This is a genomic window from Nocardia sp. NRRL WC-3656, assembly GCF_000720265.1.
Lineage (GTDB): Bacteria > Actinomycetota > Actinomycetes > Mycobacteriales > Mycobacteriaceae > Nocardia > Nocardia nova.
The window spans coordinates 91612-115820 of sequence record NZ_JOJF01000017.1; the positions used below are offsets into that span (position 1 = coordinate 91612).

The following is a 24209-nucleotide window of genomic DNA, read 5'->3' on the forward strand; positions in this document are numbered from 1 at the left end:
CCGAGATGGTACTGACCGGGGCGTTGTGCTGGTCGGCACAATGCGTCCGCGGGGGTGAACGTGGCTGATTCCCGCAGGTCGGCCCGGTCTTACGGCAGCCAGGAGACGTGGCCGTGCAGTGCGGTGTAGCCGATGTAGGCGACCGAATCGATCGTCGCGTGCGCCAGGATCAGCGGCCACAGCCGTCCGGTCCGCTGCCAGTACCGGCCGAAGATCACCCCCATCACCAGGTTGCCGAGGCCTCCGCCCAACCCCTGATACAGGTGATAACTGCCACGCAGCAGCGCCGACGCGGCCAGTGATCGGTTCTCCGACCACCCGAGCGTGCGCAGCCGGCTGATCAGATACCCGACGACGATGATCTCCTCGGCCACGGCATTCGCGATGGCCGAGAGCACCAGCACCGGCAATCGCCACCAGTGGTCGTGCAGGGAACTGGGCACGATCGTCACGCTGAGCCCCAGCGCATGGGCGGCCAGATACAGACCCAGTCCGGGCAGGCCGATCACCGCGGCGAGGACGAGGCCGGGGACCACGTCACCACGCCACCGGAGCCGGGCCAGCCCGATCAGTCGCGGCCCGATTCCGCTGCGCCACAACAGATACAGTCCCAGCGCACCCCAGCCGATCAGTCGTGCGACGCTCAACAGCTGAAACAGCAGATCGATCGTCGACTGCGCGGCCCGCGAGGGATTCAGCGCGACCTGCTGCCCGCCGATTCCGCCCGGCGCCAGCGCGCTTTCCAGCAGCGACAGTGCCGCACCGGCCCCGCTCGTCCCGAAGGTGACGACCAGGACGATCGCGATCTCCACTCGGACGACGAACCGGTCGCGCTCCGCAGCGGGATCGGGCCAGGAAGCTGCGAAACGATCACCCGGAACCATAGGAACAATCTAGGGGTGCTCGGCCGCTAGGGGTGCTCGGCCGCGTGCCGCGTATCCGGCGTGCTCTCAGGCGGAGCGATCGGAGCCGTGCATGCGGTCGAGGAACGGGCAGCCGGCGAGGATCCGCACCGCGCGGCTCAGCGACTGCACATCGTCCACCGGTGCGTGGAAGGGCAGTCGCACATCGTGATCGGTGTCGGGTCCCTCGACTCGGAGCGTGACGCCGTAGCGGTCTATGGCCAGCGGCCGCACCGAACCACCGCGCAGCCGGACCGGCAGGTGGCGGGCCAGCCGGGCGATCACATCCGCGTGATCGGAGTCCATATGGTGCAGCCAGGCCGCTTCCAGCTCCCAGAACGGGTCGGCGTCGGCGCTGCGCAGATCGTGCGGGCAGACCGATTCGGCGCCGGCGGAATCGGCGACGACGGCCGATTCCAGCACCACTCGCAGCAGCGTGCTGGTGTGACCGACATCGAGCAGACCCGGATGCGGATATTCGCTCGCGACCTGAGATGCCAAGGCGCGCTGGGCATGTCCGGGTACCGCGCGCACCCGCCCGCGCAGCCAGACGAGCGCCCGCACGGGCTCGCGCAACGCCAGGGGTGCGTGGTCGGTCAGCTCCAGCACCCCCGGCGAACCGACCTCGGCCGCCGCGGCGGCGACCGCCGCCGAATCGCGCGCGACGGCGACGACCACATCGCCGCACGCGCGCAGATGATGCACGGTCGTGGGAATCGGATCGGTGCCGGGCAGGGCCAGGACGGAACTCTCGGCATGGGCGCACGCGCTGCGGATCCGCTCCGCGGCGGATGGAGCGGCGGACGTGATCGTGCGGCGCATACAGACCTCCAGTGACGAACCCGGGACGGATACGGCGATAATTAGGTAAACCTAAGCTAAGTCACGGCCCGTCGTTGCGCAAGCATTGCGCTCGCTACGGTGGAAATGTGCCGCACGATTCGACGCCCGCCTCCGAACCCGTTCTGCTGTCGCTGAGCGTGCCCACCACGGGCCCGTCCGATCTGGTGGGCGGGCTGGTCCGGCCGCCGTCGGCGAATCCCCAGGCGCCGGTGCTCGACCTGAACCTGTCCGATGAGCGCGTCGCCGAATTCCTGGTCGGCGTGGCACATTCCGATACCGGATTCGTCGCCGCGACCGCCTCGGGTGAGCGGGCGGTCGCGATCGTCGCCGCCACGGTGGCCGCGTTGTGCGGCGAGAATATCCGGACCGCACTGACCAGCCCCGATATCGAATTCCTGCGCGGCCTGTCGGCGCCGGCCGTGCAGGCGCTGCGCGAGGTGCTGCTGGCCGTCGAAACCGAACGGGTGGAGGCGGTGACGGCGGCGCTGCGGGTGCTGACGCCCTGATCGCTGCACGCCACCGACCTGGGCTGTTACCGCTGGGTACGCGCAAACGGCGAGCGCGCAGCCAACTGCCAGTAATGTCGTATCCGTGCCGCGTATCGCCTATTTCGGACCGTCGGGAACTTTCACCGAGATGGCCCTGGCCCGACTCGAATCGGACGGGGCCTTCGACGAGCCGGTCGAGCGGATCGCCGCACCCAGTCAGGGCGCGGCACTCGAGATGATCCGCTCCGGTGCGGCCGACGGCGCGGTGGTGCCGATCGAGAGCTCGGTGGAGGGTTCCATCTCGGCGACCCTGGATGCCCTCGCGGTGGGCCCGCGGCTGCAGATCATCGCCGAAACCGAGCTCGACGTGGCGTTCACGATCGTGGCGAAACCGGGTATAGAACTGTCGCGGGTGCGCACGGTCGCGGCCTATCCGGTGGCGGCCGCGCAGGTGCGGTTGTGGCTGGCGGATCGGATGCCGCAGGCAGCGCTGTACACGTCGGCCTCCAACGCGGCCGCGGCCGAGGATGTCGTGGCCGGCCATGCCGACGCCGCGGTCTCGACCACGCTGGCCGGTGAGCGCCTGAACCTCATCGAACTGGCCACCGGCGTCGCCGACCACGAACAGGCCATCACCCGCTTCGTGCTGGTCACTCCGCCGTGCGAGGCGCCGGCCCGTACCGGCGCGGATCGCACCTCGCTGGTGGTGCTCGAATTGGCGAACGAACCCGGGTCGCTGATGCGGGTTTTCGCCGAATTCGCCACTCGCGGTGTCGATCTGACCCGGATCGAATCCCGGCCGACGCGCACCGGGATGGGTACCTATCGCTTCTATCTGGATTGTGTCGGCCATATCGACGACACCGCCGTCGCCGAGGCCCTGAAAGCGCTGCACCGGACCGCCGGGCGGATCCGGTACCTGGGCTCCTGGCCGGCCAGTTCACCGAGTGGTTCGCCGCCGCCCGCCGACGAGCCGGCGGCGGCCTGGTTGGACGATGTGAAAAAGGGGGTGGACGCCTCATGACCGAAATCGGTGCGACTCTCGATCCCGTCCGTGGTTCCGGCAGGTTGGTGCTGGTCCGTCACGGCGAGACCGAGGGCAATGTCGCGAAACTTCTGGATACCCGCGTTCCCGGCTTACCGCTCACCGAACGCGGTGTGGCTCAAGCCAAGTCGTTCGCCTCGCGGTTGGCGGTGCCGCCGGTGCGGTTGTATTCCTCGGTGGCGCTGCGTGCTCAGCAGACCGCAGGCCATATCGAATCGGTGACCGGTGTGGGGGCCGAGGTGGTCGACGGCGTGTACGAGGTACAGGTCGGCGAACTGGAGGGGCAGAATTCCGAGGCGGCGCATCGGGAATTCCAGCGCGTCTACCGGTCCTGGCATCTGGGCGAGCTGAATACCCGGCTGCCGGGCGGCGAATCCGGCGAGGAGGTCCTCGAGCGGTATCTGCCCGTGCTGGAACAACTCCGGGACACCTATCTGCTCCCCGGTTCGAATTCGCGCGACGTGCTCCTGGTCAGTCACGGCGCCGCGATGCGACTGGCGGCCCGTGAACTCACCGGTGTCGCACCGCCGTTCACGACCAACAACCACTTGGACAACACCGAGACCATCGAACTGGCCCCGACGGCCGACGGCGGTTGGACCTGTGTCCGCTGGGGCCGCTACACCCCGCCGTTCGGATACCAGGTCGAACCGAAGGCCGACGACCCGATGGGTTAGCCGACGCCGGGCGTCGTCGGCTTGAAATCCTCGCGGAGCGGAAGCTTTTCGATGAGGTCCTTGATCGCGGTCCGCAGCCGGCCCGGTGTCCCGCTCGCCAGCGAGGTCCACATGACCTCGTCGTCGGAGCGGGTGGTGACCCCGATGAATCGCCCGTTGCGGGTGTTGTACACCGCGATCATCCCATCGGAGATGTCGCGGCTGGCATCGTTGTACACCACGCCGACGATCGAAGCGTGCGAATGGATTTCGACCAGCGCCGAGGCCAGCGCCTGCGCGTCGCGGGGCGGCCGCCCCACCCGGCCCAGGCGCTGGGCGGTGGTGGCGGCATCCCCGGCATCACCGAGGATCGGCTTGAGTTCCTCGGTCAGGACGTTCATTCCGCTGAGCTCGAGCGCCTCCGCCGGACCCAGCGCCGCCATGATCGTGCCCGGCAGGTCGTGTCCGGCCTCGTCGATGCTGTAGGAATTCGGCCCGCGCAGAGCGACGACATCGAGGTTGTCGCCCTTGGCGAGGCAGAATCGGTTCACCCGGTCGCCGACGTACCAGCGCATCGAGATCACCCAGTGCGGGCGGTACAGCCCGCGCAGCCGGTCTTCCAGGTCGTGATGGACGACCCCGTCGACGAGTAGCTCACGCGCGGTGAGCGATTCGGCGGCCGCGGACATCGCCCGGTCGTGGTCGACGACGTTGTCGTAGCGGCCCATCGCATTCAGCACGACCGGCACCTCGTCGATCTCCAGTTTCTCCAGCAGAAACTGCATCTCGTCGAGCGACAACACGACGGACTCGAGCATCGACGGCCCGCGGCCGGCGCCGAGTACGGTCACTTAGCGCGCTCCCGCGACCGGGTCCGCTCCGATGACACCGGACGCGATGACCCGGCCGTCGGCGAAGTGCTCACCGCGCAGATAGTCGTTGCCCTGGTGCTCGCCCTCGTCGTCGTCGCTGTTCACCTGGCGGCCCAGCAGCGGGTTACCGGCGGCGTTGTTCGCGCGGGCCGGAGCCGGTGCGCCCATCTGCGCGACGGGTGCGGTCTCCGCCACCGGCGCGGTCGTGGCCGGACCGCCGATCACATTGCCGGCGCCCCAGCCCTCGGGGAGTTGCAGCGTGCCGGCGCCGGTGCCGATACCGACGGTGCTTCCGCCGAAGGACACGGCGCGAGTGGCGGCCGCGGCGCCACCGGCGGCGGCGACACCACCGATGCCGCCCATCATCATCGGCGACATGCTCGCGGCCGGCGCGGCATGGCCGGTGGCCGCGGCGATCGCGGTACCGGCGACATTGCCCACCGTGGAGACACCCGTCGAGGCCACCGATCCGGCGACATTGGCCGCCTGGGTCGCGGCGCTGACCACGCCCGGATCGCTCGCGAGCGCCTGTGCCACACCGATGGCGGTCTGCACCGGGTCGCTGCTGGTGTTCTGCGACGCCGCCTCGGCGCCGCTGTCGGCCAGTCCGGCGCCCGCCGCGATCGGCGGCGGCGTCAGGAATTCGGCCGGAGTCGCCGTCATGGCCTCGACGGTGGATTCGTAGGTGTCCATGACCAGGGCGGCTTGCACATCCAGTGCGGCCTTGGCGGCTTCGGCCGCCTCGCCGCTACCGTCCAGATCGCCGCCATGGGCGTGTGCCGCGACGCGCGCGGCATCCACCGCGGCGATTTCGGGCAGGCTCGGCATGGCAAGGGTGGCAACGGTATTGGCGGTGGCGTGTGCGGAGGCCTTGGCCGCCATCGCCGCCGCCTGCACGCCCTGCTGTTCGGCCCAGCCGGTGAAGCCGGCGAGTTTGGTCAGTGCGACGGCGCCGTTGAGGCCGATCATGCCGACACCCAGTTCGGCCATGACCCGGGTGACGGTCGCGGTCGCGTCGACCCACGCCGCCGTCAGCCCACCCCATGCCGTGGCCGCGGCAGCGGCCGGAACGGCATGCGGACCCGCGGTCAGCAAACTCGAGTTGCCCTCGGCGAGCCGGGGCAGCCAGTAGATTCCGGTGATCCCTGCGGTCATTGTCTCTCCCCTGAACGAATGGTGTGGTGAAGGATCGGCGCCGGTCAGAACTGAATGGCGGCGGTGCCGGCCGCGTTGACCGCGTCCTGGGCGATGTAGGAGGCCAGCTGCTGACGCAGGATGGCGGCCGCGTGATGCAGCTCGAGGATGGCCTGCGCGGCCGCGCGGTCGTGGCTGAGAGCGCCCTCGTTCAGATGGGTTGCCGCGGCGACGGATACCTCTTCGGCGCCGGCGGGGACGACGTGGGTGGCCGGACCGCTCAAAGCAGTGGCGGCCGTGAGACGTTCGGCGAGCAGATCGAGTTCCGCCGAGGCCGCGAGGACGACTTCGGGCTGTACACCGAGCAGACCAACCATGACTCGAACTCCTTCTTGTGGCGGCTATGCAAGTGTCGAGGCTGCCCGAGCCTCAGTGCTGTTCCGGCACAGAGGATCCGGCAGACCCGTCGGTGGAACCACGAGAATTCCCCCTACGAGATGATTGGACGCGACGGCCCCCGGTTCGGTTCCCTCGAGTCACGAATCGATTCGACTTTACCCGCTACGCGCGTAAAGACTAGCCCCATCCCAACTGATGCAGTCGTTCTTCGTCGATCCCGAAATAGTGAGCTATCTCATGGATCACGGTGATGGCCACTTCCTCGACGACCTGCCGTTCGTCGTCGCACATTTCCAGAATCGTGTCGCGGTAGATGGTGACGGTGTCCGGCAGCGCGCCGCCGTACTGACTGTCCACCCGGTCGGTCAGGGCGATGCCGTGATAGAGCCCGAGCAGATGCGGATCCTCGGGATTGCGGGGTTCGATCAACACCACGACGTTCTCGATCGCGTGGGTGAGCGCGGGCGGAATCGTATCCAGCGCATCGCCGACCAGTTCTTCGAACCGGCTCTCCGACATCGACACCGGCATGGCGTCAGCGCTGCGGCGGAATCGGCGCGGGAGCCGCACCCGGCAGCGGCGCCGGGGTGGAACGCCCGGAACTCGGCGGCGGCACCGGAGCCTGGCCGTCGATCAGCACATCGCCCTTGGCAGAACCGGTGATGGTCGCGAAACCGTCCTGAGAGCCCTTGCCCACCAGGCAGTTCAGCTTGTGGCTGCCGACCAGCCAGCTGCGGGCGTCGAGGTTGTCCCAGAAGATGGTCAGCGTCTTGTTGATCAGCGCGTCCTGGCCACCGAGGTAATCGCCTGCGGCGCGGCCACATTCGTCCTGCATGAACTTGTCCTGATCGGCGTTCGCCGGCGGGCCGCCGTTGAAGTGGGTGCCGAGATCCACCGTCGACATCACCTCGTAGGCGTGCGGCTGGCCGCAGGGGACCGGTTCGTTGGTCGGCAGGTTCTGATTGATGCCGATGCAGGTACCCGGATCGAATACGCGGGACTGGTCGCTGTCGCGCACCCGGCCCACGGTCTGCTGTGTGGCATTGCCCGTGGCGCTCACCAACTGCAGCCCGCACCGGATGGTCCGATCCCCGTTGCGCCAGCCCGGTTCCCCCGGGTTGACCATGCCGACCACGAATCGCCCGCGCGGGTCGAGCCGGCCACCGAGGTAGGCGGCCGCGGCCGATGCGCAGTGTTCGTCGCGCAGTTCGCCGAAGCGCAGCGAATCGGGGAAGGCCGAGCCCGGCCCGAATTCGCGACCCGGATATTTGCTCAGGTCGATGTCGGCGGTGACCTCGAACAGATGTTTGTCGGCGCAGTTGACCTTGGTCAGATCCAGGGTTTTGGTGCTGGTCCAGGTGAGGCAGTCGCCGGTCTTGGCGGCGCCGAAGGCGGCGTCGGCACGACCCGCGGGCGGTTTGCCCGATCCGGGATCGTGCACCTCCAGTCCGTGCGAACTGCGAAACCCCGAGATGGACAGCGTCACCAGCGCCGCCACCACGGCACCGACGGCGACCGCGAGCAGTCCCCACCGCAGCCGATGCGGATGCAACGCCTTGCCATCCTGCCCCAGGCGTTTCCCGGCGCTCGGCAACGGGCGGCGACGTGTCGCCCCGGCACGCCTGCGGCGAGGCATGTCGGATTCTTCGTTTCCCGGTTCCGGCGCCGCTGGCGCCCCATCGTCGGAGGACATCGCCGTCCATCATGGCAGGCCCCGTGCGAGGCCTGCCACGATCGGTTCGGATTTCACCGGATCCTCAGAAAATGCGGTGGACACCTCCCACTAGGCTGATTGCCCATGATCGACCTCCGATTCCTGCGCGAGAATCCCGAAGCGGTCCGTGCCTCGCAGCGTGCCCGCGGTGAGGACCCGGCGCTGGTGGATGCCCTGCTCGAGGCGGATGCCGCCCGCCGCGCCGCGGTCGCGACGGCGGACAACCTGCGCGCCGAACAGAAGGCGCTGGGTAAGAAGGTCGGCAAAGCGTCCCCCGACGAGCGTGCGACGCTGCTGGCGCATGCGCAGGAGTTGTCGGCGAAGGTGAAGGAGGCCGAGGCCGCCGAGAACGCCGCCGACGCCGAACTCGACTCCGCCCACCGCGCGATCTCGAACGTCGTGCAGGAGGGCGCGCCCGCAGGCGGCGAGGACGATTTCGTGCTGCTCGAAACGGTGGGCACGCCCACCGAATTCGACTTCTCCCCGCGCGATCATCTCGACCTGGGCGAGGCGCTCGGACTGATCGATATGGAACGTGGCGCCAAGGTCTCGGGCGCGCGCTTCTACTTCCTCACCGGCTACGGCGCCCTGCTGCAACTGGGCCTGCTGCAGCTGGCCGCCCAGCGCGCGGTCGCCAACGGTTTCACCATGATGATCCCGCCGGTGCTGGTGCGCCCGGAGATCATGGCCGGAACGGGCTTCCTGGGGCAGCATTCGGCCGAGGTCTACCACCTCGACGACGACGATCTGTACCTGGTCGGCACCTCGGAGGTCCCGCTGGCCGGCTACCACTCGGGCGAGATCCTCGACCTGAGCGACGGGCCGAAGCGCTATGCCGGCTGGTCGTCGTGCTTCCGCCGCGAGGCCGGCAGTTACGGCAAGGACACCCGCGGCATCATCCGCGTGCACCAGTTCGACAAGGTCGAGATGTTCGTCTACTGCAGTCCCGAGGACGCCGATGCCGAACACCGCCGCCTGCTCGACTGGGAGAAGGAGATGCTCGCCGCGATCGAGGTCCCGTATCGGGTCATCGACGTGGCCGGTGGCGATCTCGGCAGCTCGGCCGCCCGCAAGTTCGACTGCGAGGCGTGGGTGCCGACCCAGCAGACCTATCGCGAACTCACCTCGACCTCGAACTGCACCACCTTCCAGGCCCGCCGCCTCTCGGTGCGCTACCGGGACGAGAACGGCAAGCCGCAGATCGCCGCGACCCTCAACGGCACCCTCGCGACCACGCGGTGGATCGTCGCGTTGCTGGAAAATCACCAGCAGGCCGACGGCTCGGTCCGGGTGCCCGCCGCACTGGTCCCGTTCGTGGGCCGCGAGCTGCTCGAGCCGCCGCGATAGTGATGGCGGCACCGTCGCGGTGATGATGGCGGCACCGCCGCGGTGACTTCGGCCTCGAATCCGGCGGTTGTCACTACTGCTATGCACCGCGTTGTCTAGGCTGGACGGCGTGCGAGGACTCGGGTCTCGCGGCGATACCCGCACGCAGGTTCGGGCGGCATCGGCGCTGGCGACGGCAATGGTCATGGCTCGGACCACCGGGGCGTTCTACGTCATGGGTGGGGTCCTGGGCCTGCTGATCACTGCCATCGCACCGGGAAACGAGGGCAACCGCCCGCTGGTCGGCTCGGCCGCGGCGGTCGCGCTGTTGCTCGGCGTGAGCCTGCTGATCTGGGGTCCTCGCCAGCCGCACTGGGTGCACCACGGGTATGTCGCGGTGGCGACGGTGCTGGTCACCATCGCCGTGCACTGGTTCCCGAATACGGTCGGCGCGATCACGCTCGCCGCCTTCTACGTCTTCGTCGCCGCGGATGCCGCAATCTTCTTCGCCTGGCGGCTGGCCGGGGCGCATGTGGCGTTCGCGGTCGTGCTCTGTCTGTGGGTGGTGCCGTCCCGGGGTCTGCCGTGGTGGTCGGGCATCATCCCGGCCGGAATCACGGTGGGCGTCGGCATCGTGGTCGGCATCCTCACCCGGATGGCCTCGGACGCCGATATCGACACACTCACCGGGCTGCTGAACCGCCGCGGTTTCGATCGCGCGCTCAACGGCGCCATCGGACATGCCGGGCGGACCGGTCAGGGACTCGCGTTGGTTCTGGTCGACCTGGACCGGTTCCAGAAGATCAACGATCATCTCGGCCATCGCGCCGGCGATGCCGTGCTGCAGCGCGTCGGCGACACCTGGTCGAAGCTGCTCGGCCCGGATCAGCTGCTGGCCCGATACGGCGGCGACGCGTTCGCGCTGCTGTTGCCCAACACCACCGAACAGGCCGCGATCCTGCTGACCGAACAGCTGCGTGCCGCGGTCACCACGGGATGTTCGGCGGGTGTCACCTCCTGGCAGCCCGGCGAGTCCGGCTCGTTGCTGGTCAGTCGTGCCGATGTGGGCCTGTACCGGGCCAAGCAGGCCGGGCGCAATCGCACGGTGCTGGAATCGTCGCGGCAGCTGCCGCTGGCGGTCGAACTGCGCGAGGCCATCGATACCGGCGCGCTGGACGTGCACTACCAGCCCATCGTGAGCCTCGGTGAGGACGGCGCCCAGGCGGTCGGTGTGGAGGCGCTGCTGCGCTGGTCGTCCAACGCCCAGCCCGACGTCACCACCGAGGGGCTGATCCGGGTCGCCGAGGAATACGACCTGATCTCCGACCTCGACGAACTGGTCCTGCGGCGTGCGTGTGCGGATGCGGCCCGGCTGCAGGAGACCTTCGCCCAGCTCGATCTGACCCTGAACGTCAACGTCAGCGGTCTCGAATTGGCCGAGACCAACTACGCCGACCGGGTCTCCGGCATCCTCGCCGACACCGGCTGGCCCGCCGACCAGCTCGTCCTCGAGGTCACCGAGAGCGAATTGGCCGCCGAATCCCAGACCGCCATCGCGAATCTGCACCAATTGCGCGACAGCGGCGTTCGTATCGCCATCGACGACTTCGGCACCGGCTACTCGTCGCTGAGCCGGTTGGCCACCATCCCCAGCGACATCCTCAAGGTCGACCAGTCCTTCGTCGCCGCGATCAGTTCCGATTCGCCCGCGCCGCCGCTGCTGGGAGTGATTGCGGCGCTGAGCAAGTCGCTGGATCTGCAGGTGATCGCCGAGGGTGTGGAAACCGAGTATCAGGCGGCGGTGCTGACCGAACTCGGCTTCGCGCTCGCCCAGGGCTATCACTACAGCGATTCGCATCCGGTCTCCGAGCTGATCAGCGATATGAACTCCAACCGCGGGCTGGTCGGCGCCGGGACGACCGATCGGGATTTCGCCGCCAAGGGCTGGGTCCCGGTGGACAACAACGGCTTCGGCCCGGAGGGCCTGGGCCATCGGGGCTGACCCGCACCGCCGGGCGATTCGGGTCGCGGCATCGGCTCGCCCGGACCAACTACCGTGGCGGATATGACCGCAGTCCGCGAACGAACCGACGTGCGGCGCTGGATCGGTGTCCTGCTCGGCCTGTGCTGCGGCGCCGGTGTGGCGGTCCAGGCGCGAATCAACGGTGATCTCGGCGATCGGCTGAACGACGGAATCGCCGCGGCCGTCATCAGTTTCGGCTCCGGACTGCTCCTGCTCCTCCTTGTCAGCGGTTTCAGCGGGCGAATGCGTACCGGCCTGGCCGCGATCCGCCGTTCGGTGCACGCCGGCCGGCTGCGGTGGTGGCATCTGCTCGGGGGGTTGTGCGGTGCGTTCTTCGTTGCCTGCCAAGGCTTGTCCGTGGCGACGATCGGCGTCACCGCCTTCACCATCGCCGTGGTCGCGGGTCAGTTGACCAGCGGACTCGTCGTGGACCGTCTGGGTGTGGGACCGGCCGGCGTGACGCCCGTGACGCCGGTCCGACTCGGTGCGGCGGTACTCGCGGTCGGTGCGGTCTGTGTCGCCGCCGTGGGCCGCTCCGGCGGCGAAGCCGGGGCCGGTGGAGGTGCGGCCTATCTGCTGATCGCGCTGCCCGCTCTGGCGGGCCTCGGCCTCGCGTGGCAACAGGCGGTCAACGGGCGGCTGGCGACCGTCGGCGGGCCCGTGCCGGCCACCACGATCAACTTCGCGACCGGAACCGTGGGCCTGCTGGTGGTGGAGGCGGCGCAGCTCGCTCGGATCGGCTGGCCCACCGGCTTTCCCACCGAACCGTGGCTCTATCTCGGCGGGGCGATCGGGGTCTTCTTCATCGCGGTGGCGGCGCTGATCGTGCGCTGGATCGGAGTGCTCCTGTTCGGCCTGACCTCGGTGTCCGGCCAGCTCATCGGTTCGGTGATCCTGGATGTCGTCGCGCCGACGGGCACCCGGCTGTCGACGCTGACCGTCGTCGGCTGCGGATTGACGTTGCTCGCCGCCGCCATCGGCGTCCTCGGGCAGGGCCGCGCCGAACCGGACTGACGGCGATATCGGCGCGCTGCCGCACGAATCAGCGCGCCCGGTCGCTCAGGGCCGGAAGGCGCGAAGTGTGAGCTCCACCAGCGCATCGGCATACGCGTCGTCGAGCGGCCCGTACCGCAGCAACCACCGTTGATACACCGGGGCATACAGCATTTCGAGCATCAGATCGAGGTCGGCATCCGCCCGGACCTGCCCCGCCGCCTGCGCGCTGCGTAACCGCTCCTTCTTGGCCTCGTCGAGAGGACGCCGCAACTGCCGGTCGTACTGTGCGGCCAGTTCCGGATCGTTGATGATCTCGGTGTTGAGCGCCCGCACCGGTTTCTCGAAGCCCGCATCGGCGAATTCCGCGACCGTCGCTCGCATCACGAGTTTCAGATCCGCGTCGATATCCCCGGTGTCCGGCAGCGAGATGCCCTGCTCGTCGGTTTCGCTCAGGTGCAGGAACGATTCGAAGATCACCGCGCCCTTGGACGGCCACCAGCGATAGATCGTCTGTTTACCGACCCCCGCACGCGCGGCGATCGCCTCGATCGAGACCTTCCGGTACCCGACCTCGGAGATCAACTCGCGAGTGGCCGCCAGAATCGCCTGCCGTGACCTCTCACTGCGCCGGGTGCTGTCGGGTTCGGGTTTCGCGGTAGCGGACACGCGGTCGACCCTAGCATTTCTACCGAGACGAGACGGTTCGTGTTGACAAGTCGAGACGTGACCACCACACTTGCCCGAGACGAGACGGACCGTCTCATGACGAGAGGATGTGGATATGACCACCGGTAAGACCTGGTTCATCACCGGCGCTTCCCGTGGGCTGGGGCGTGCGTTCACCGAGGCCGCCTTGCACGCCGGTGACCGTGTGGTCGCGGCCGCTCGCGACGTCGAACCGCTACGGGAACCCGCTGTGGCACATCCGGATCGGCTGTTTCCGCTCAGCGTGGACGTGTCGGATCGCCGGGCCGTATTCGAGGCCGTCGAGCAGGCCGTTGCGCTGGTCGGCGAGCTCGACGTCGTGGTGAACAACGCGGGCGGCATGCTCTACGGCATGGTCGAGGAGGCGACCGAGGACCAGATCCGCGCGCATCTGGATGTCAACTTCTTCGGCGCGGTGTGGGTGGTCCAAGCCGTGCTGCCGCGGCTGCGCGCACAGGGTCACGGCCGCATCCTGCAGGTCACCTCGATGGGAACCGCCGGGGGTATGGCCGCCGTCGGCTACTACGGCGCCGGGAAGGCGGCGCTGGCCTCGCTGACCGAAGCTCTGGCGATGGAGGTCGAACCCTTCGGAATCAAGGTCACCAACCTGGAGATGGGCGGTTACGACACCGGCCTGTTCACCGCGGGAACGACCGCGACCGCGGCCCTGCCGCACTACGAACCATTGCGCGAAGAACTCGCACGCATGTGGGGCGACGAACCCGGTCCGGCGCCGAGTTCGGCGGCGCCGGTGATCATGAAACTGGTCGAACTGGAGAATCCGCCGCGACGTCTGATCGTGGGCGGCAACTCGTTCGATCAGGTCGCCGACCTGTACGCGGCGCGCTCCGACGGTTATCGAGCCTGGGAGTCGCTCAGCCGATTGGCCTCCGGCTGATGGGCGGACGGGTGAACTATTCGTGCAAACCTGAGCTTTCCGTGCGGAAATCCGCTCAGTCGTCCCGGGTTTGCACGAATAGTTCGCCCTTGTTCACAACTTGCGGGAACGAAGTTCGTGCCCCTTGGACGTCTTGCACCGCCCGGTCTCCAGATCCCACTGCCAGCCGTGCAGATTGCAGGTGAGGGTATTGCCTTCCACCACACCGAATTTCGACAGGTCCGCCTTGAGGTGCGGGCATCGGCGCTGCACCTCCCACCCGGCCAGCTCACACGAGGCGGAATCGTCGTGTGCCTCGGCAAACCAGCCGTCGGCATAGGCGATGCGCTCGTCGGTGAGGCATTTGAAGAAGGTGTAGAGGAATTCGTTGTAGCCGCCGATTCGCCACGCCTGGAAGCGGGTGGACAGGAAGATGGTGTTCACCCAGTCGGGCTCGTTGTCGCGCAGCACGGTGCGCACCAGCTGCGGGGCGATGCGGAACCCGTAGCGGTACTTGCCTTCTCCCTCGATCGGCCCGCGCACCAGCCGCTTCGGAAAGTCGAGGACCACGGTTTCCTCGCCCATCACCAGCCCGACCGGGTAGCCGATGCCGTCGCAGATCAGATCGCTCTGCGCCATGATCGGTTCGAACAGCTCCTTGAGCCGAGGCAGCAGCGGCGTACCGTCTTCGGTTGCCCAGGAAGCCTTTTCGCGCTCCAGGACCGATGCCATGCGCTGCGCCATCCGCTCGATGTAGCCGGCCTTGTCGTCGTAGATCTCGGCCGGATCGAACGGATGGGTCAGATCCAGTTCCTTACCCCGCACATCGACGACCGAACCCGGAATCATCAGCACCCCACCGGAATTGCCGTGGATGCGCATCTGCTCCAGAAAGACCATCTGGTCCGGGAAGATATTGCCGTTGTCGGCGGAGTAGCGGTTCTCGCCGTCGTCGTTGAGGTAGCGCAGCTCGTCGTCGAGGAACACCGGCGGTCCGGCCGAGGGCACCACCCAGGTGGCCCCGACCTGCTCGATATAGCTGCGCGCACGATCCATCCCGCGCTGGCGCTTCTGCTTGCCGAAGTTCGCCTTGGTCTTGCTCGGGATGTCGTAGACCATCGGGTACCAGATGGCGCCCGAATACTGCAGCAGGTGGATGTCGATATGCCCGAACTGCTCGTGCAGGACATCCATATCCACCGGCCGCGCGTCGTTCATGTTGAAGCACACGGTCTCGCGATCGGAGACGACCAGACCCGAATCACCGATCGGCCCGTCGGCCGGCGCCCGCAGCGCGATGATCATGATGTCCAGTTCGTGTCCGTCCCGGCCGGTGATCGTGTGCTTGACCGAGTTCTGGGTCTCGAAGAACGTGTGGAAGCCCAGCTTCTCCAGCTCGCGCTGCAGATCGGGCACCGGATAGTCCGGCAGCAGAACGGTGGCGTCCTTGTTCACGTGGTCGAGCAGATTCTTCGCGTCGAAGTGGTCGCGGTGCAGGTGCGAGACGTAGAGGAAATCGCAGTTGCCCAGCTCGTCCCAGTCCAGCCCGGTGTTGTCCGGGAACGGGACCCACGACGCGAAATAGGCCGGGTTGACCCACGGATCACAGAGGATCGTCCCGGCCGCGGTGCGGATGTGGAATCCGGCATGTCCGACGCTGGTGATCTGCACGAAGAAGTCCCTCCTGAACCCGGCTACCAGCCACCCAGGGTAGCGGTTGAACGGGCTTGTTCGGCCTCAGGGCCGCTATTGCCTCGGTCGTCGCACCGGCGCAGTGTAGAGGTGCACGGTGGCGCCACCGGGGCGCTGCCCCGAGTACGGAGGAAGGGACCGTGTACGCACGTTCTACGACTATTCAAGCCAAGCTCTCCGCCATCGACGCCGGAATCGCGCATATGCGCGACGAGGTGATGCCGGCCCTGGAGAACATGCCCGGCTGTATCGGGATGTCGTTGCTGGTCGACCGCCGATCCGGTCGCTGCATCGCGACGAGCTCGTGGGAGTCCGAGGACATGATGCGCGAGAGCGCCGAGCGGGTGCGCTCGCTGCGTGATCGCGCCGTCCGGCTGCTCGGTGCCGAGTCGGCACGGGTCGAGCAGTGGGAGGTCGCGGTCATGCACCGTGACCATCGCCTGCCCGAAGGCGCATGTGCCCAGCTCACGTGGGCGAAGTCCGACGATCCGAGCCGGTTCGACATGGCGATCGAGACCTACAAGTCCATGGCGTCGTCGCAGCTGGAACAGATGCCCGGGTTCTGCAGCACCAGTCTGCTGGTCGATCGGTCGAGCGGTCGCGGTGTCGCCTGCGAGACCTTCGACAGCATCGACGCGGTCGAACGCAATCGCGAGCAGCTTGCCACCCTGCGCCGCGAGGGAACCCGTCGAGCGGGCGTCGACGTGCTCGAAGTCGGCGATTTCGAAGTCGCCCTCGCGCATCTGCGCGTCCCCGAACTGGTCTGAGGGCAGGCGGGCCGTCGTCGCGCCCGATGCCGTCTCGGGCCCTCGCGGGATACGCCGGGCTATCGCAACGATGCCGGCCCGCTTGCACGCATCAGGCCGAAACGTCGCCGATGCAATATCCGCTGTCGGTCGCCTTCACGGTGTATGTCCGTTCCTGCTGACTGCCGCCGGCCGTGACCGTGGCCGATATGGACAGATAAGTGCTGTTCAGAGCAGTGGAACTGAGCGACTGATCGGCGAAGGCGGTCGCAGTGGCGAGCTTGGCCGCATCGGTCGCCAGCGGCGGACGCGATGTGCGTCCGGTGCCGTTCGGATCCCAGGTGGTGTCGGCGGTGCACAACAGAGGATGGGAGCTTTCCTGGTCCGCCGCGTCGACCGGATGTCCTGTCTGACGTGACAGATAGCGCCGGACGACGTGGCGGGCGTCGGCGGTCTGGGCCTCGCTGCCGGTGCCGAAACCGATCTCGGCGCCGGCGGGGTAGACCCGTGGGCAGGCGTATCCGGTGGCGATATCGGCTCGCTCGGCGACCACGGTCACGGCATCGGAGGTTCCGCTCGCCGACTTCCACACGAGGGCGGTGCCGTTGTCGCTGCCCGGCTGCGCCAACGCCGACTCGATGGCCGACTTGTCGGAGTACATCGTCTCGACGTTGCGGGGAGCCATCGTCCAGCACTTGGCTTCCATATCCGCCGGAGTGAGTTGCCGCAGATCGTTCACCCAGCGGGTCATGGCCGCGGTGGCCTGCGGATCGGCCGTCACGAGGGCCACCGCGATCGCGGATTCGGGCGGCGCCGGGATGGCCCGGGGCGCGGGGGCGGCGATACGTGAGGACGAGGGAGCGGCGGATTGCGTTGCCGCGGAGGAATTATCGGACTTGTGATAGTCGGTGCCCTCGATGCCGACCTGCGAATCACATCCGGCGAGGATGCTCGCGACCACGATCGCCAGACCGCCTGCCCGCGCCGCCGAGAGCCGCCTGCTGCGTCGCGCTGCGAGGCCGGTATGCAGCGCCACCCCCATACCCCCTCGTGGTTTCCGGCCGCCTGCACGCGATGCTGGACTGGGGCTTTCCACTGCGCTGAACCTCGTTTCCTGTGCGGCGGTCGGTAGCGAAAATGTGACAGCGACTACGCTAGCGGAATTGTGGAACCCGTATACCGGACGATCATCGGCCTGGCCCGGACCGTCTTCTTCGTACAGGGACTGAAATTCGACGTCACGGGGGCTGAGAACATCCCCGCGCAGGGCGGCGCGGTCATCGCGATCAACCACACCGGCTATATGGACTTCACCTACGCGGGTCTGCCCGCGCGGACGCCGAAGCGCTATATCCGGTTCATGGCGAAGAAGGAAGTCTTCGACAACTCGATCTCCGGGCCGATCATGCGCGTGCTGCGGCACATCCCGGTCGACCGCGCGGCGGGCGCGGACTCCTACAAGGCGGCCGTGGACTATCTGCGCCGCGGCGAACTGGTCGGGGTGTATCCCGAGGCGACCATCAGCCGCAGCTTCGAGATCAAGGAATTCAAATCCGGCGCCGCCCGCATGGCCATCGAGGCCGGTGTCCCGATCATTCCGATGACGATCTGGGGTGCGCAGCGGGTCTGGACCAAGGGGCATCCGAAGCGCCTGGGCCGCACCAACACTCCCATCTCGATCGCCGTCGGCAAGCCCATCCTGCCGCCCGCCGAGGCGGACGAGAAGGCCGTCGCCGAACTCACCGAGACCGTGCGCTCGACCATGCAGGAAATGCTGCTCGGCCTGCAGAAGGACTACACGCACGAGCCCGGCGCATACTGGGTGCCGGCCCGCTTGGGCGGCGGCGCACCGACGCTGGAGGAAGCCGACGCGATGGACGCCGCCGAGGCGAAGGCGAAAGCGGAGGCGCGCGCGGCACGTCGTGCCGCCGAAGCGGGAGATGCCGACTCCTGACGGCAGGGTCGGCCCGGTAGTACCAGGAGTGTCACCGATGACGCGAGAGCCCGTTTTCGACGTCCTCACGGGATTGGTCCGCACCATCTTTTGGGCACAGGGCCTGAAGATCGACATCGTCGGCGGCGAGAACATCCCGCGCACCGGTGGCGCGGTCCTGGCCGTGAATCACACGGCCTACCTGGACTTCATGGAGGTCGGGCTGGTCGGCCGCGAATCCGGCCGCAACGTCCGCTACATGATGAAGGCCGAACTCGAACACGGCGTCGTCGGCTGGCTCATGAAGCACTGCAAGGCAATCGGCGTGGACCGCACCGCCGGCGCCGAGTCCTACTCCCGCGCCGTCACCGCCCTGCGCGACGGCGAAATCGTCGTCGTCTACCCCGAAGCCACCATCAGCCGCAGCTTCGAACTGAAGGAATTCAAATCCGGCGCCGCCCGCATGGCGATCGAAGCCGGCGTCCCCATCGTCCCCATGACGATCTGGGGCGCCCAACGCGTCTGGACCAAAGACATCCCGAAACGACTGGGCCGCCACAACTTCCCGATCAACATCCAGGTAGGCGAACCCATACCCCCCGCCGAACCCGCCGAAGACCTGACCGCCACCCTGCGTTCCAGCATGGAAAAACTGCTCGACGCGGCACAACGAGACTACGAAATGCCGCCGGGCGCACGCTGGGTCCCCGCCCGATTGGGCGGTACCGCACCGACATTGGAGCAGGCGAAGGTACTGGAGCGCGAAGAGATGGAACGCCGCGCCGCCGCGAAAGCCAAACGCGCCCAAGGGTGAACGGCTCCGCAGCCTGCGGGGGATCGGGAGTCAATCGTCCGAGGCTACCAGGAGGACGGCCTTCTTCTCATTGCGAGATATGAATAGAAACTCGTGGTACTTACTATGAATGTCCGCGTAGTCATTTAACGCAGAGTCGCTCAGCCGTGGTAGCTCATAACAACTGATGCTCGGGTCGTATAGCGGGCGTAGGGCCTCGTCGATTACCGAACGAAGTCCGGATGGGATGACCCCTCCCATGCCGAGCCACTCGTCCAGAATGCGGTGGAAGGTCGATCCGTCTCGAAGAAGGTAACTGTCCGGACTTATCGAAGTCAGCCAGTACGGTCCGTGGACGTCGCCATCGGGATCCACGCCGCCACCCACATAATCATCCCGGTACTCGACGGAGCCGATGACGCCGGCGATGACGGCCTTGTCATCCGAGATGGCGCTTGCCAGGTCGTAGGTCTTGATTACGATCCACCTGTAGAGATGGTGGGCGCCGCCGTCGAACTCGTAGTCGCGAAAGTTTATGAATTGTGACTCGCGAAACGTCACAAGTTCATCCATTTATCAACCTCGTCTCACTCGGACCGATTCTTCGACCTACTTGATGTGCCACCGCTTGATATTAACGCCGGGTACGTCGTTGAAGTCCAATGTCTCCCCTCCGGATTGGCTGAAGGGCCTGTAGGTTACATTCGATTTGGGATCTTTGGATATCTCCCAAACCTCGATGTCGCCCTTCGGGGTGTGTTTCACTTGTGGCGGCCCAAGCTTCTCGAGTAGTTCTTTGTGAGCTTGTTCCAACTCCTGTGCAGATACGAGTTGGACCCCTTGCGCGTCCTCTTCGCCGATCAATGCTCCGGAGTCATCAGTGACTATATCGTGTACGGCCCGGGCTCTCGCCTGCTCGCTGTGCGATATCCCGCCGCCCGATTGACCGGACTCGTCGACGAGGATGGCCTTCATATAGTTGAATTCTGAAAGCCTGAGGGCTGTGGTGGCGAGATCGAGCTCGCGGACCTTCTTGAACGCTTGGTCGGTGCCGGAAGCTCGGGCATCGAGAGCTCGCATGTTGAGGACGTCGGGCATGCTACTCGCCTGGTACGCGCTCTGTATTGCATCCATCACGCCACTGACACTTTTGGCGGGGTTATGAGGATCGGTTGGGGAGAGCGCGAGATCGAATAAGCAGCCTGATACGCCGCAGCGGGCGACAGCTGTAACACCGACTCTCGACTCACTGCGATTTATTCTGTCAGCGCAGGACGTGCCCAGGGTGTTGGTGGCTTCGAAATAGTCGTAGAGCGCCTCGCTCAGGTACTCTGCTGCGAGTGCGACGGTTTTGGCGCTTGTTTGCAGCTGGCTCAGGCGGTTTTGAATCTCCTGCCGATGGGTGGCGTCATCCATTCCTATAAAATGGTCTGAGATGACCATTATGCGATCGTGCGCGTCGGTAATCGTAGGATTCTCGGCAAAACTCATCCAGATGCGGTACGCCTTCTCGATTTTGAGTAGGTCACCGTTGGGAAGCTTGCCGAACGTGTCCTCGACCTGGCGGACAAGCTTGTCGAAGAAGGAATCGGCGTCGTTTTGATGAGTGTCCGTTGTTGCTCACCGACGTCGGGATGACAACCTTGTACTCGCCGACCTGGCTGATCGAGGGCCGAGAGGGGGGCGGGTTGGATTTATTGGTGACGCCCCAGTTGTAGCCCTGGGCGTAGAGCACCGCGGCGTAATTCGTGAGCGCATTGGCCAAGCTCGAACACGCCTGCATAGTTGCCCGTGCGTATTCGTCGTAAGCACCACCCCAATCCTTGCATCCAGGCGCGTCGCCGGCCATGCCCGCGCATTCACCCTTGACCGAGTCATGGACGGGCTTGTCGGCTCGTCGGATGTCATCGGCGAGCTGGTGGCATTCCGAGGCGGCATCGTAGTAGGTTTGCCAGTCGACGATCATCTGTTGCCGCTCTGCAGCATTCGCCAGTTGAGTTCCAGCGCACGAGTGTAGGCGGCATGGGCCTCTTTGGCCGCGTCGCTCATCTCCTTGACGCCTTCGACCAGTTCCCTCGCTCCGCTGATCCATTCGCGGTGTGCGTCGTCGTAGGCGCGGGCGGCCAGGCCTTCCCAGCCGGTGCCCTGCAAGCTCGCCACTCGCTGTTCGATATCCGACAGGTGGTCCTCGATGAAGCCGGCCAGCCCGGACAGGCGGGAGACGATGTGGTCCAGGTGTTCGAGGTCTACCGAGAATCGCGAGGCCACAGTCAGGTCCAGTCCAGTCTCGGGATGTCGAGGGCCGCCGCACTGTTCGCGTCGACCGACCGGAATGTCTCCGCCGTCACGCCGAGTCTGTCGGCCAAGGTGGCGAGGGCCTGGAAGATCTGTCGGCCGCCGTCGTGGACCTCGGTCCAGCCTTCGGAGAACTCGTCGGCGTAGTCGCCGGTCCAGCTGTCGGTCAGCAACTCCGAAACGTCTTTGGCTGCGGAATCCAATGCATTGTGCAGTGTTTCGGCCAAACCGTAGACGTAGACGCCCACATCGCGTACCTGTTCGGGCACAACGGTGAAATCTTGGCCGGGACCTGGCGAATTCCCCCCACTATCGCTCATGCCCCGATGCTATGTGAGAGCCCATCGATGGTCCAGGTGGCGGTCGGCCGCTGCCCGGGATGCCGAGTCCGCCGTGGGCGACCGCGACGGACTGTAGGGATCAGCTCGGATCGGACCCGCGGATGGCGGCGAACCAGGTGGCGGTGGCGGCGGCGACCACTGTCGCTCCGGCGAAGGCGGGGACGCCGCCGCCGGCGACGTATATCCAGAACAGGCCGGCGAAGGGTGCGACGACGGCGAACTGGGCGTCGAGGAGCAGGCGGCGGCCCAGGCGGGTGGACGCGGCTGCGTGGGAGGGGCCGTCGGGGTCGGGGCGGGTCGGGTTGTCGATCAGGCGGCCTTGCGGTTCGGAGTCGCGGGCGACGCCGGACGCGAACAGGCGGCGGCCGTTGACGACCACGATGGCGTCGCAGGTGGCATCGGATTCCGTCAGGCCGACGAGTGCCGGATCGAAATAGACCGGCAGCCAGTTGGTTCGGCCCTCCGAGCTGAGTTCGAGCCACGATCGGCTCAGCAACCGGTTCTGCTGGCGTATCCGCTTCACCCGGAACGTCCCCGCCGGAATCGTGCGCCACGGTGCCACCCCGAACGCCACCGCGAGACGAAATCCGCTGTACAACACCACAACCAGTGCGACCGCCGCCAACATGGCCAACTGCTCCGAATCGGCGAACGGCGCCCAGGCGATGCAGATCACCAGGGCGCCGATCGTGGTGAGAACCGGATAGGCCAGGGGATGGCCGGTACCGGAAATCACTTCAGGTAGCCGACTTTCGTCCAGTCGAGGGTGGCCAGACCGCGCGCGCCGTAGTTGGCGAGATTGGAACGGGTCGCGACGATGCCGGGCGACTGCAGCAGCGGGAGAGAATGACCTTCGGCGAAGATCTGGCGGTCGACCTGATTGGCCAGATCGATGGCCTTGTTCGGGTCCAATTCCGAGACGGTCTTCTCGATCAGATCGTTGAGTTCCGGGGAACCGATGTGGCCGTAATTGCCCTGCCAGTTGTTCGGGTCGTATCCCCAGATCTGGCTGATGCTGCCCAAGGGGAACGGGTCACCGACCCAGGAGAACTGCGCCAGATCGAAATCGCCCTTCTGGAACACATTCGTGAACAGCCCCTGTCCCGGCCGAGTGTCGATCGTGAGCTTCACGCCGATCTTGGCGAGATTCTGCTGCATGATCTGCGCCATCTGCACCCACGACGGATCGTTGTACATCACATCGCGGATCTCGAGTTTGCGGCCGTCCTTCACGCGCACGTCACCCTGCAATTTCCAACCGAGGGCGTCGAGCTCGCGGGCGGCGGCATCCGGGTCGTAGGGCAGGGCGTTGTTCTGGTAGCCCTTCTGCCCCTCCAGGTAGATGTGGTTGTTCAGTGGTTTCGGCTCGGCGACGAGTCCGTTCTGGATGGCATTCGCGATACCCTGCCGATCGATCGCCTTGGAGACGGCGACGCGAACCTTGGGATCCTCCAGAATCGACCCGGGGGCGCCGTTGAATGTCAGATGCGACCACTGCAGCGCCGGCGCGCGGCGGATGGAGACATTCGGAACGCCCTGAGCCGTCAGCAGATCGCCGCGACTACCGATTCCGATCGCGTCGAGTTCGTCGTTCTGCAATGCGGGGACCAGCGCCGCCGAATCGAGCACGCTGAAATTGACGGTGTCGAGTTTCGGCGTCGCACCCCACCATTTCGGGTTGCGCCCCAGCGTGATACGCCCTTGAGTTCGATCGGTGGACTGGATCACGAACGGTCCGGCCGTCACCTTGATCCCGTCGACGAGACTCTTGTTGAACGCCTCCGGATTCGAGGTCACCGACTTCGGGTACAGCAGGCTGTTGCCGGAGAACTGGCCCTGCCATTCACCGAAATGCTTGTTGAATGTCAGCACCGCCTGGCGGTCGTCGACGCCGCGCTCGACCTTCGCGACCCGATCGAAACCCATATTGTTGGCGATCAGATACTCCGGGTTGCGACCGCTCAGCGCCTCGGCTTGAGAGGCGATGTCCTCCCACGTGATCGGCGTCCCGTCCGTCCACACCGCCTTCGGGTTGATGGTGTAGGTGACGGTTTGCGGATCGGTGCCGGTCAACTCGACGTTGGTGAAGTAGTCGGTGTTGAGATGCGTGCCGCCGGCGGCGTCGATGGTGAATGCCTGGGGCATCATCGGCCGTTCGACCGCGGTGATGTCGTAGTTGTTGCCGTCGATCTGAAGGGTGTTCCAGTTCGGCGGGAATTCCGAGATCGCCAACCGTAGATTTCCGCCGTCGCGAAGGTCGGCGACGTCGTGCGGGTTGATGTCGTTGGTCGTGCCGAGGTCGGAACTTCCGGTCCCGGTCGTGGAGCCCGAACACCCCGACAGCAGCAATCCGAACGCGACCGCGGGGATCGCGAGCCGGGTTATTGTCGAACGAATCCGCATGGTTTCGTTCTCCTTTCGTCGGGACG

Annotated in this window: 27 protein-coding genes; 10 read left to right on the plus strand and 17 right to left on the minus strand. The window is 66.5% G+C overall.

Going from position 1 to position 24209, the window contains the following annotated elements; genetic code table 11:
• Positions 1 to 89: 89 nt before the first annotated feature.
• Positions 90 to 884: a CPBP family intramembrane glutamic endopeptidase gene (locus IG65_RS0121595; protein ID WP_030516759.1), complete on the minus strand. Its 795-nt coding sequence runs from the start codon at positions 882 to 884 to the stop codon at positions 90 to 92.
• A 66-nt stretch (positions 885 to 950) separates the two neighbouring features.
• The gene (locus IG65_RS0121600; RefSeq protein WP_030516760.1) at positions 951 to 1724 is read right to left on the minus strand and encodes a DUF2470 domain-containing protein; all 774 of its coding nucleotides are present in this window, start codon (positions 1722 to 1724) and stop codon (positions 951 to 953) included.
• Between the two features lie 107 nt (positions 1725 to 1831).
• On the opposite strand from IG65_RS0121600, the gene IG65_RS0121605 reads away from it, so the two are divergent.
• From IG65_RS0121605 to IG65_RS0121615, 3 genes are all read left to right on the plus strand, one after another.
• Positions 1832 to 2251 (plus strand): hypothetical protein, encoded by a 420-nt coding sequence (locus IG65_RS0121605; protein ID WP_030516761.1) that lies wholly within the window; start codon positions 1832 to 1834, stop codon positions 2249 to 2251.
• 85 nt (positions 2252 to 2336) lie between these two features.
• Positions 2337 to 3257, plus strand: a complete 921-nt coding sequence (gene pheA / locus IG65_RS0121610; protein ID WP_030516762.1) for a prephenate dehydratase — start codon at positions 2337 to 2339, stop codon at positions 3255 to 3257.
• Complete coding sequence (locus tag IG65_RS0121615) at positions 3254 to 3955, plus strand: histidine phosphatase family protein (RefSeq protein ID WP_051756602.1); 702 nt, start codon at positions 3254 to 3256, stop codon at positions 3953 to 3955. Before pheA ends, IG65_RS0121615 begins: the two co-directional genes overlap by 4 nt.
• Here IG65_RS0121615 and IG65_RS0121620 read toward each other — a convergent pair.
• From IG65_RS0121620 to IG65_RS0121640, 5 genes are all read right to left on the minus strand, one after another.
• The gene (locus tag IG65_RS0121620; protein WP_030516764.1) at positions 3952 to 4785 is read right to left on the minus strand and encodes an ESX secretion-associated protein EspG; all 834 of its coding nucleotides are present in this window, start codon (positions 4783 to 4785) and stop codon (positions 3952 to 3954) included. The genes IG65_RS0121615 and IG65_RS0121620 overlap by 4 nt on opposite strands.
• Positions 4786 to 5961 (minus strand): PPE domain-containing protein, encoded by a 1176-nt coding sequence (locus IG65_RS0121625; protein WP_030516765.1) that lies wholly within the window; start codon positions 5959 to 5961, stop codon positions 4786 to 4788.
• A 44-nt stretch (positions 5962 to 6005) separates the two neighbouring features.
• Entirely contained in the window at positions 6006 to 6317 is a 312-nt protein-coding gene (locus tag IG65_RS0121630) for a PE family protein (protein WP_030516766.1), read from the minus strand.
• A 199-nt stretch (positions 6318 to 6516) separates the two neighbouring features.
• Positions 6517 to 6870 (minus strand): metallopeptidase family protein, encoded by a 354-nt coding sequence (locus IG65_RS0121635; protein WP_030516767.1) that lies wholly within the window; start codon positions 6868 to 6870, stop codon positions 6517 to 6519.
• A gap of 4 nt (positions 6871 to 6874) precedes the next feature.
• Positions 6875 to 8032, minus strand: a complete 1158-nt coding sequence (locus IG65_RS0121640; RefSeq protein ID WP_369801575.1) for a septum formation family protein — start codon at positions 8030 to 8032, stop codon at positions 6875 to 6877.
• 105 nt (positions 8033 to 8137) lie between these two features.
• Between IG65_RS0121640 and serS the strand changes: the two genes are divergently transcribed.
• The 3 genes from serS to IG65_RS0121655 all read left to right on the plus strand — a co-directional run bounded on the left by serS (position 8138) and on the right by IG65_RS0121655 (position 12416).
• Positions 8138 to 9400, plus strand: a complete 1263-nt coding sequence (gene serS, locus IG65_RS0121645) for a serine--tRNA ligase (protein ID WP_030516769.1) — start codon at positions 8138 to 8140, stop codon at positions 9398 to 9400.
• Between the two features lie 109 nt (positions 9401 to 9509).
• A complete protein-coding gene (locus IG65_RS0121650; protein WP_231509338.1) occupies positions 9510 to 11381 on the plus strand; it encodes a bifunctional diguanylate cyclase/phosphodiesterase in 1872 nt (623 codons plus the stop codon).
• A gap of 63 nt (positions 11382 to 11444) precedes the next feature.
• Entirely contained in the window at positions 11445 to 12416 is a 972-nt protein-coding gene (locus tag IG65_RS0121655; protein ID WP_030516771.1) for a DMT family transporter, read from the plus strand.
• Between the two features lie 45 nt (positions 12417 to 12461).
• On the opposite strand, the gene IG65_RS0121660 is transcribed toward IG65_RS0121655, so the two are convergent.
• Entirely contained in the window at positions 12462 to 13064 is a 603-nt protein-coding gene (locus IG65_RS0121660; RefSeq protein ID WP_030516772.1) for a TetR/AcrR family transcriptional regulator, read from the minus strand.
• A gap of 115 nt (positions 13065 to 13179) precedes the next feature.
• On the opposite strand from IG65_RS0121660, the gene IG65_RS0121665 reads away from it, so the two are divergent.
• Positions 13180 to 14001, plus strand: a complete 822-nt coding sequence (locus IG65_RS0121665; RefSeq protein ID WP_030516773.1) for an SDR family NAD(P)-dependent oxidoreductase — start codon at positions 13180 to 13182, stop codon at positions 13999 to 14001.
• A gap of 93 nt (positions 14002 to 14094) precedes the next feature.
• Here IG65_RS0121665 and IG65_RS0121670 read toward each other — a convergent pair whose 3' ends face one another.
• Positions 14095 to 15651 (minus strand): Rieske 2Fe-2S domain-containing protein, encoded by a 1557-nt coding sequence (locus IG65_RS0121670; RefSeq protein WP_030516774.1) that lies wholly within the window; start codon positions 15649 to 15651, stop codon positions 14095 to 14097.
• 161 nt (positions 15652 to 15812) lie between these two features.
• Between IG65_RS0121670 and IG65_RS0121675 the strand changes: the two genes are divergently transcribed.
• Entirely contained in the window at positions 15813 to 16439 is a 627-nt protein-coding gene (locus IG65_RS0121675) for a hypothetical protein (protein WP_030516775.1), read from the plus strand.
• A 91-nt stretch (positions 16440 to 16530) separates the two neighbouring features.
• Here IG65_RS0121675 and IG65_RS0121680 read toward each other — a convergent pair whose 3' ends face one another.
• Positions 16531 to 17460 (minus strand): hypothetical protein, encoded by a 930-nt coding sequence (locus tag IG65_RS0121680; RefSeq protein ID WP_036525375.1) that lies wholly within the window; start codon positions 17458 to 17460, stop codon positions 16531 to 16533.
• A gap of 123 nt (positions 17461 to 17583) precedes the next feature.
• Here IG65_RS0121680 and IG65_RS0121685 point away from each other — a divergent pair, with 123 nt between their 5' ends.
• Complete coding sequence (locus IG65_RS0121685) at positions 17584 to 18372, plus strand: 1-acyl-sn-glycerol-3-phosphate acyltransferase (protein ID WP_030516777.1); 789 nt, start codon at positions 17584 to 17586, stop codon at positions 18370 to 18372.
• Between the two features lie 37 nt (positions 18373 to 18409).
• On the plus strand, positions 18410 to 19165 hold the full coding sequence (locus IG65_RS0121690; RefSeq protein WP_030516778.1) for a 1-acyl-sn-glycerol-3-phosphate acyltransferase: 756 nt from the start codon (positions 18410 to 18412) through the stop codon (positions 19163 to 19165).
• A gap of 30 nt (positions 19166 to 19195) precedes the next feature.
• Here IG65_RS0121690 and IG65_RS36025 read toward each other — a convergent pair whose 3' ends face one another.
• The 7 genes from IG65_RS36025 to IG65_RS0121725 form a co-directional block, all read right to left on the minus strand.
• Positions 19196 to 19717: a hypothetical protein gene (locus tag IG65_RS36025; protein ID WP_051756606.1), complete on the minus strand. Its 522-nt coding sequence runs from the start codon at positions 19715 to 19717 to the stop codon at positions 19196 to 19198.
• A 36-nt stretch (positions 19718 to 19753) separates the two neighbouring features.
• Positions 19754 to 20635: a hypothetical protein gene (locus IG65_RS0121700; protein ID WP_030516780.1), complete on the minus strand. Its 882-nt coding sequence runs from the start codon at positions 20633 to 20635 to the stop codon at positions 19754 to 19756.
• Positions 20636 to 20669: 34 nt separating this feature from the next.
• Complete coding sequence (locus tag IG65_RS37890; protein WP_156055715.1) at positions 20670 to 21110, minus strand: hypothetical protein; 441 nt, start codon at positions 21108 to 21110, stop codon at positions 20670 to 20672.
• Positions 21107 to 21412, minus strand: a complete 306-nt coding sequence (locus IG65_RS0121710) for a WXG100 family type VII secretion target (RefSeq protein WP_030516781.1) — start codon at positions 21410 to 21412, stop codon at positions 21107 to 21109. Before IG65_RS0121710 ends, IG65_RS37890 begins: the two co-directional genes overlap by 4 nt.
• Before the next feature lie 2 nt (positions 21413 to 21414).
• Positions 21415 to 21759 (minus strand): WXG100 family type VII secretion target, encoded by a 345-nt coding sequence (locus tag IG65_RS0121715; protein ID WP_030516782.1) that lies wholly within the window; start codon positions 21757 to 21759, stop codon positions 21415 to 21417.
• A 100-nt stretch (positions 21760 to 21859) separates the two neighbouring features.
• Positions 21860 to 22456: a hypothetical protein gene (locus IG65_RS0121720; protein ID WP_030516783.1), complete on the minus strand. Its 597-nt coding sequence runs from the start codon at positions 22454 to 22456 to the stop codon at positions 21860 to 21862.
• A gap of 56 nt (positions 22457 to 22512) precedes the next feature.
• Positions 22513 to 24183 carry an ABC transporter family substrate-binding protein gene (locus IG65_RS0121725; protein WP_030516784.1) on the minus strand — a complete coding sequence of 557 codons (1671 nt, stop codon included), beginning with the start codon at positions 24181 to 24183 and terminating at the stop codon, positions 22513 to 22515.
• Between the last annotated feature and the right edge of the window lie 26 nt (positions 24184 to 24209).

Bases quoted from the DNA above. Each gene is read 5' to 3' on its own strand.
- IG65_RS0121690 (WP_030516778.1), top strand. From the start codon at position 18,410: ATGACGCGAGAGCCCGTTTTCGACGTCCTCACGGGATTGGTCCGCACC.
- IG65_RS0121680 (WP_036525375.1), bottom strand. From the start codon at position 17,460: ATGGGGGTGGCGCTGCATACCGGCCTCGCAGCGCGACGCAGCAGGCGG.
- IG65_RS0121595 (WP_030516759.1), bottom strand. From the start codon at position 884: ATGGTTCCGGGTGATCGTTTCGCAGCTTCCTGGCCCGATCCCGCTGCG.
- IG65_RS37890 (WP_156055715.1), bottom strand. From the start codon at position 21,110: ATGATCGTCGACTGGCAAACCTACTACGATGCCGCCTCGGAATGCCAC.
- IG65_RS0121600 (WP_030516760.1), bottom strand. From the start codon at position 1,724: ATGCGCCGCACGATCACGTCCGCCGCTCCATCCGCCGCGGAGCGGATC.
- IG65_RS0121665 (WP_030516773.1), top strand. From the start codon at position 13,180: ATGACCACCGGTAAGACCTGGTTCATCACCGGCGCTTCCCGTGGGCTG.
- IG65_RS0121615 (WP_051756602.1), top strand. From the start codon at position 3,254: ATGACCGAAATCGGTGCGACTCTCGATCCCGTCCGTGGTTCCGGCAGG.
- IG65_RS0121635 (WP_030516767.1), bottom strand. From the start codon at position 6,870: ATGCCGGTGTCGATGTCGGAGAGCCGGTTCGAAGAACTGGTCGGCGAT.
- IG65_RS0121725 (WP_030516784.1), bottom strand. From the start codon at position 24,183: ATGCGGATTCGTTCGACAATAACCCGGCTCGCGATCCCCGCGGTCGCG.
- serS (WP_030516769.1), top strand. From the start codon at position 8,138: ATGATCGACCTCCGATTCCTGCGCGAGAATCCCGAAGCGGTCCGTGCC.
- IG65_RS36025 (WP_051756606.1), bottom strand. From the start codon at position 19,717: ATGGATGAACTTGTGACGTTTCGCGAGTCACAATTCATAAACTTTCGC.
- IG65_RS0121700 (WP_030516780.1), bottom strand. From the start codon at position 20,635: ATGAGTTTTGCCGAGAATCCTACGATTACCGACGCGCACGATCGCATA.
- IG65_RS0121655 (WP_030516771.1), top strand. From the start codon at position 11,445: ATGACCGCAGTCCGCGAACGAACCGACGTGCGGCGCTGGATCGGTGTC.
- IG65_RS0121630 (WP_030516766.1), bottom strand. From the start codon at position 6,317: ATGGTTGGTCTGCTCGGTGTACAGCCCGAAGTCGTCCTCGCGGCCTCG.
- IG65_RS0121625 (WP_030516765.1), bottom strand. From the start codon at position 5,961: ATGACCGCAGGGATCACCGGAATCTACTGGCTGCCCCGGCTCGCCGAG.
- IG65_RS0121715 (WP_030516782.1), bottom strand. From the start codon at position 21,759: ATGAGCGATAGTGGGGGGAATTCGCCAGGTCCCGGCCAAGATTTCACC.
- IG65_RS0121640 (WP_369801575.1), bottom strand. From the start codon at position 8,032: ATGTCCTCCGACGATGGGGCGCCAGCGGCGCCGGAACCGGGAAACGAA.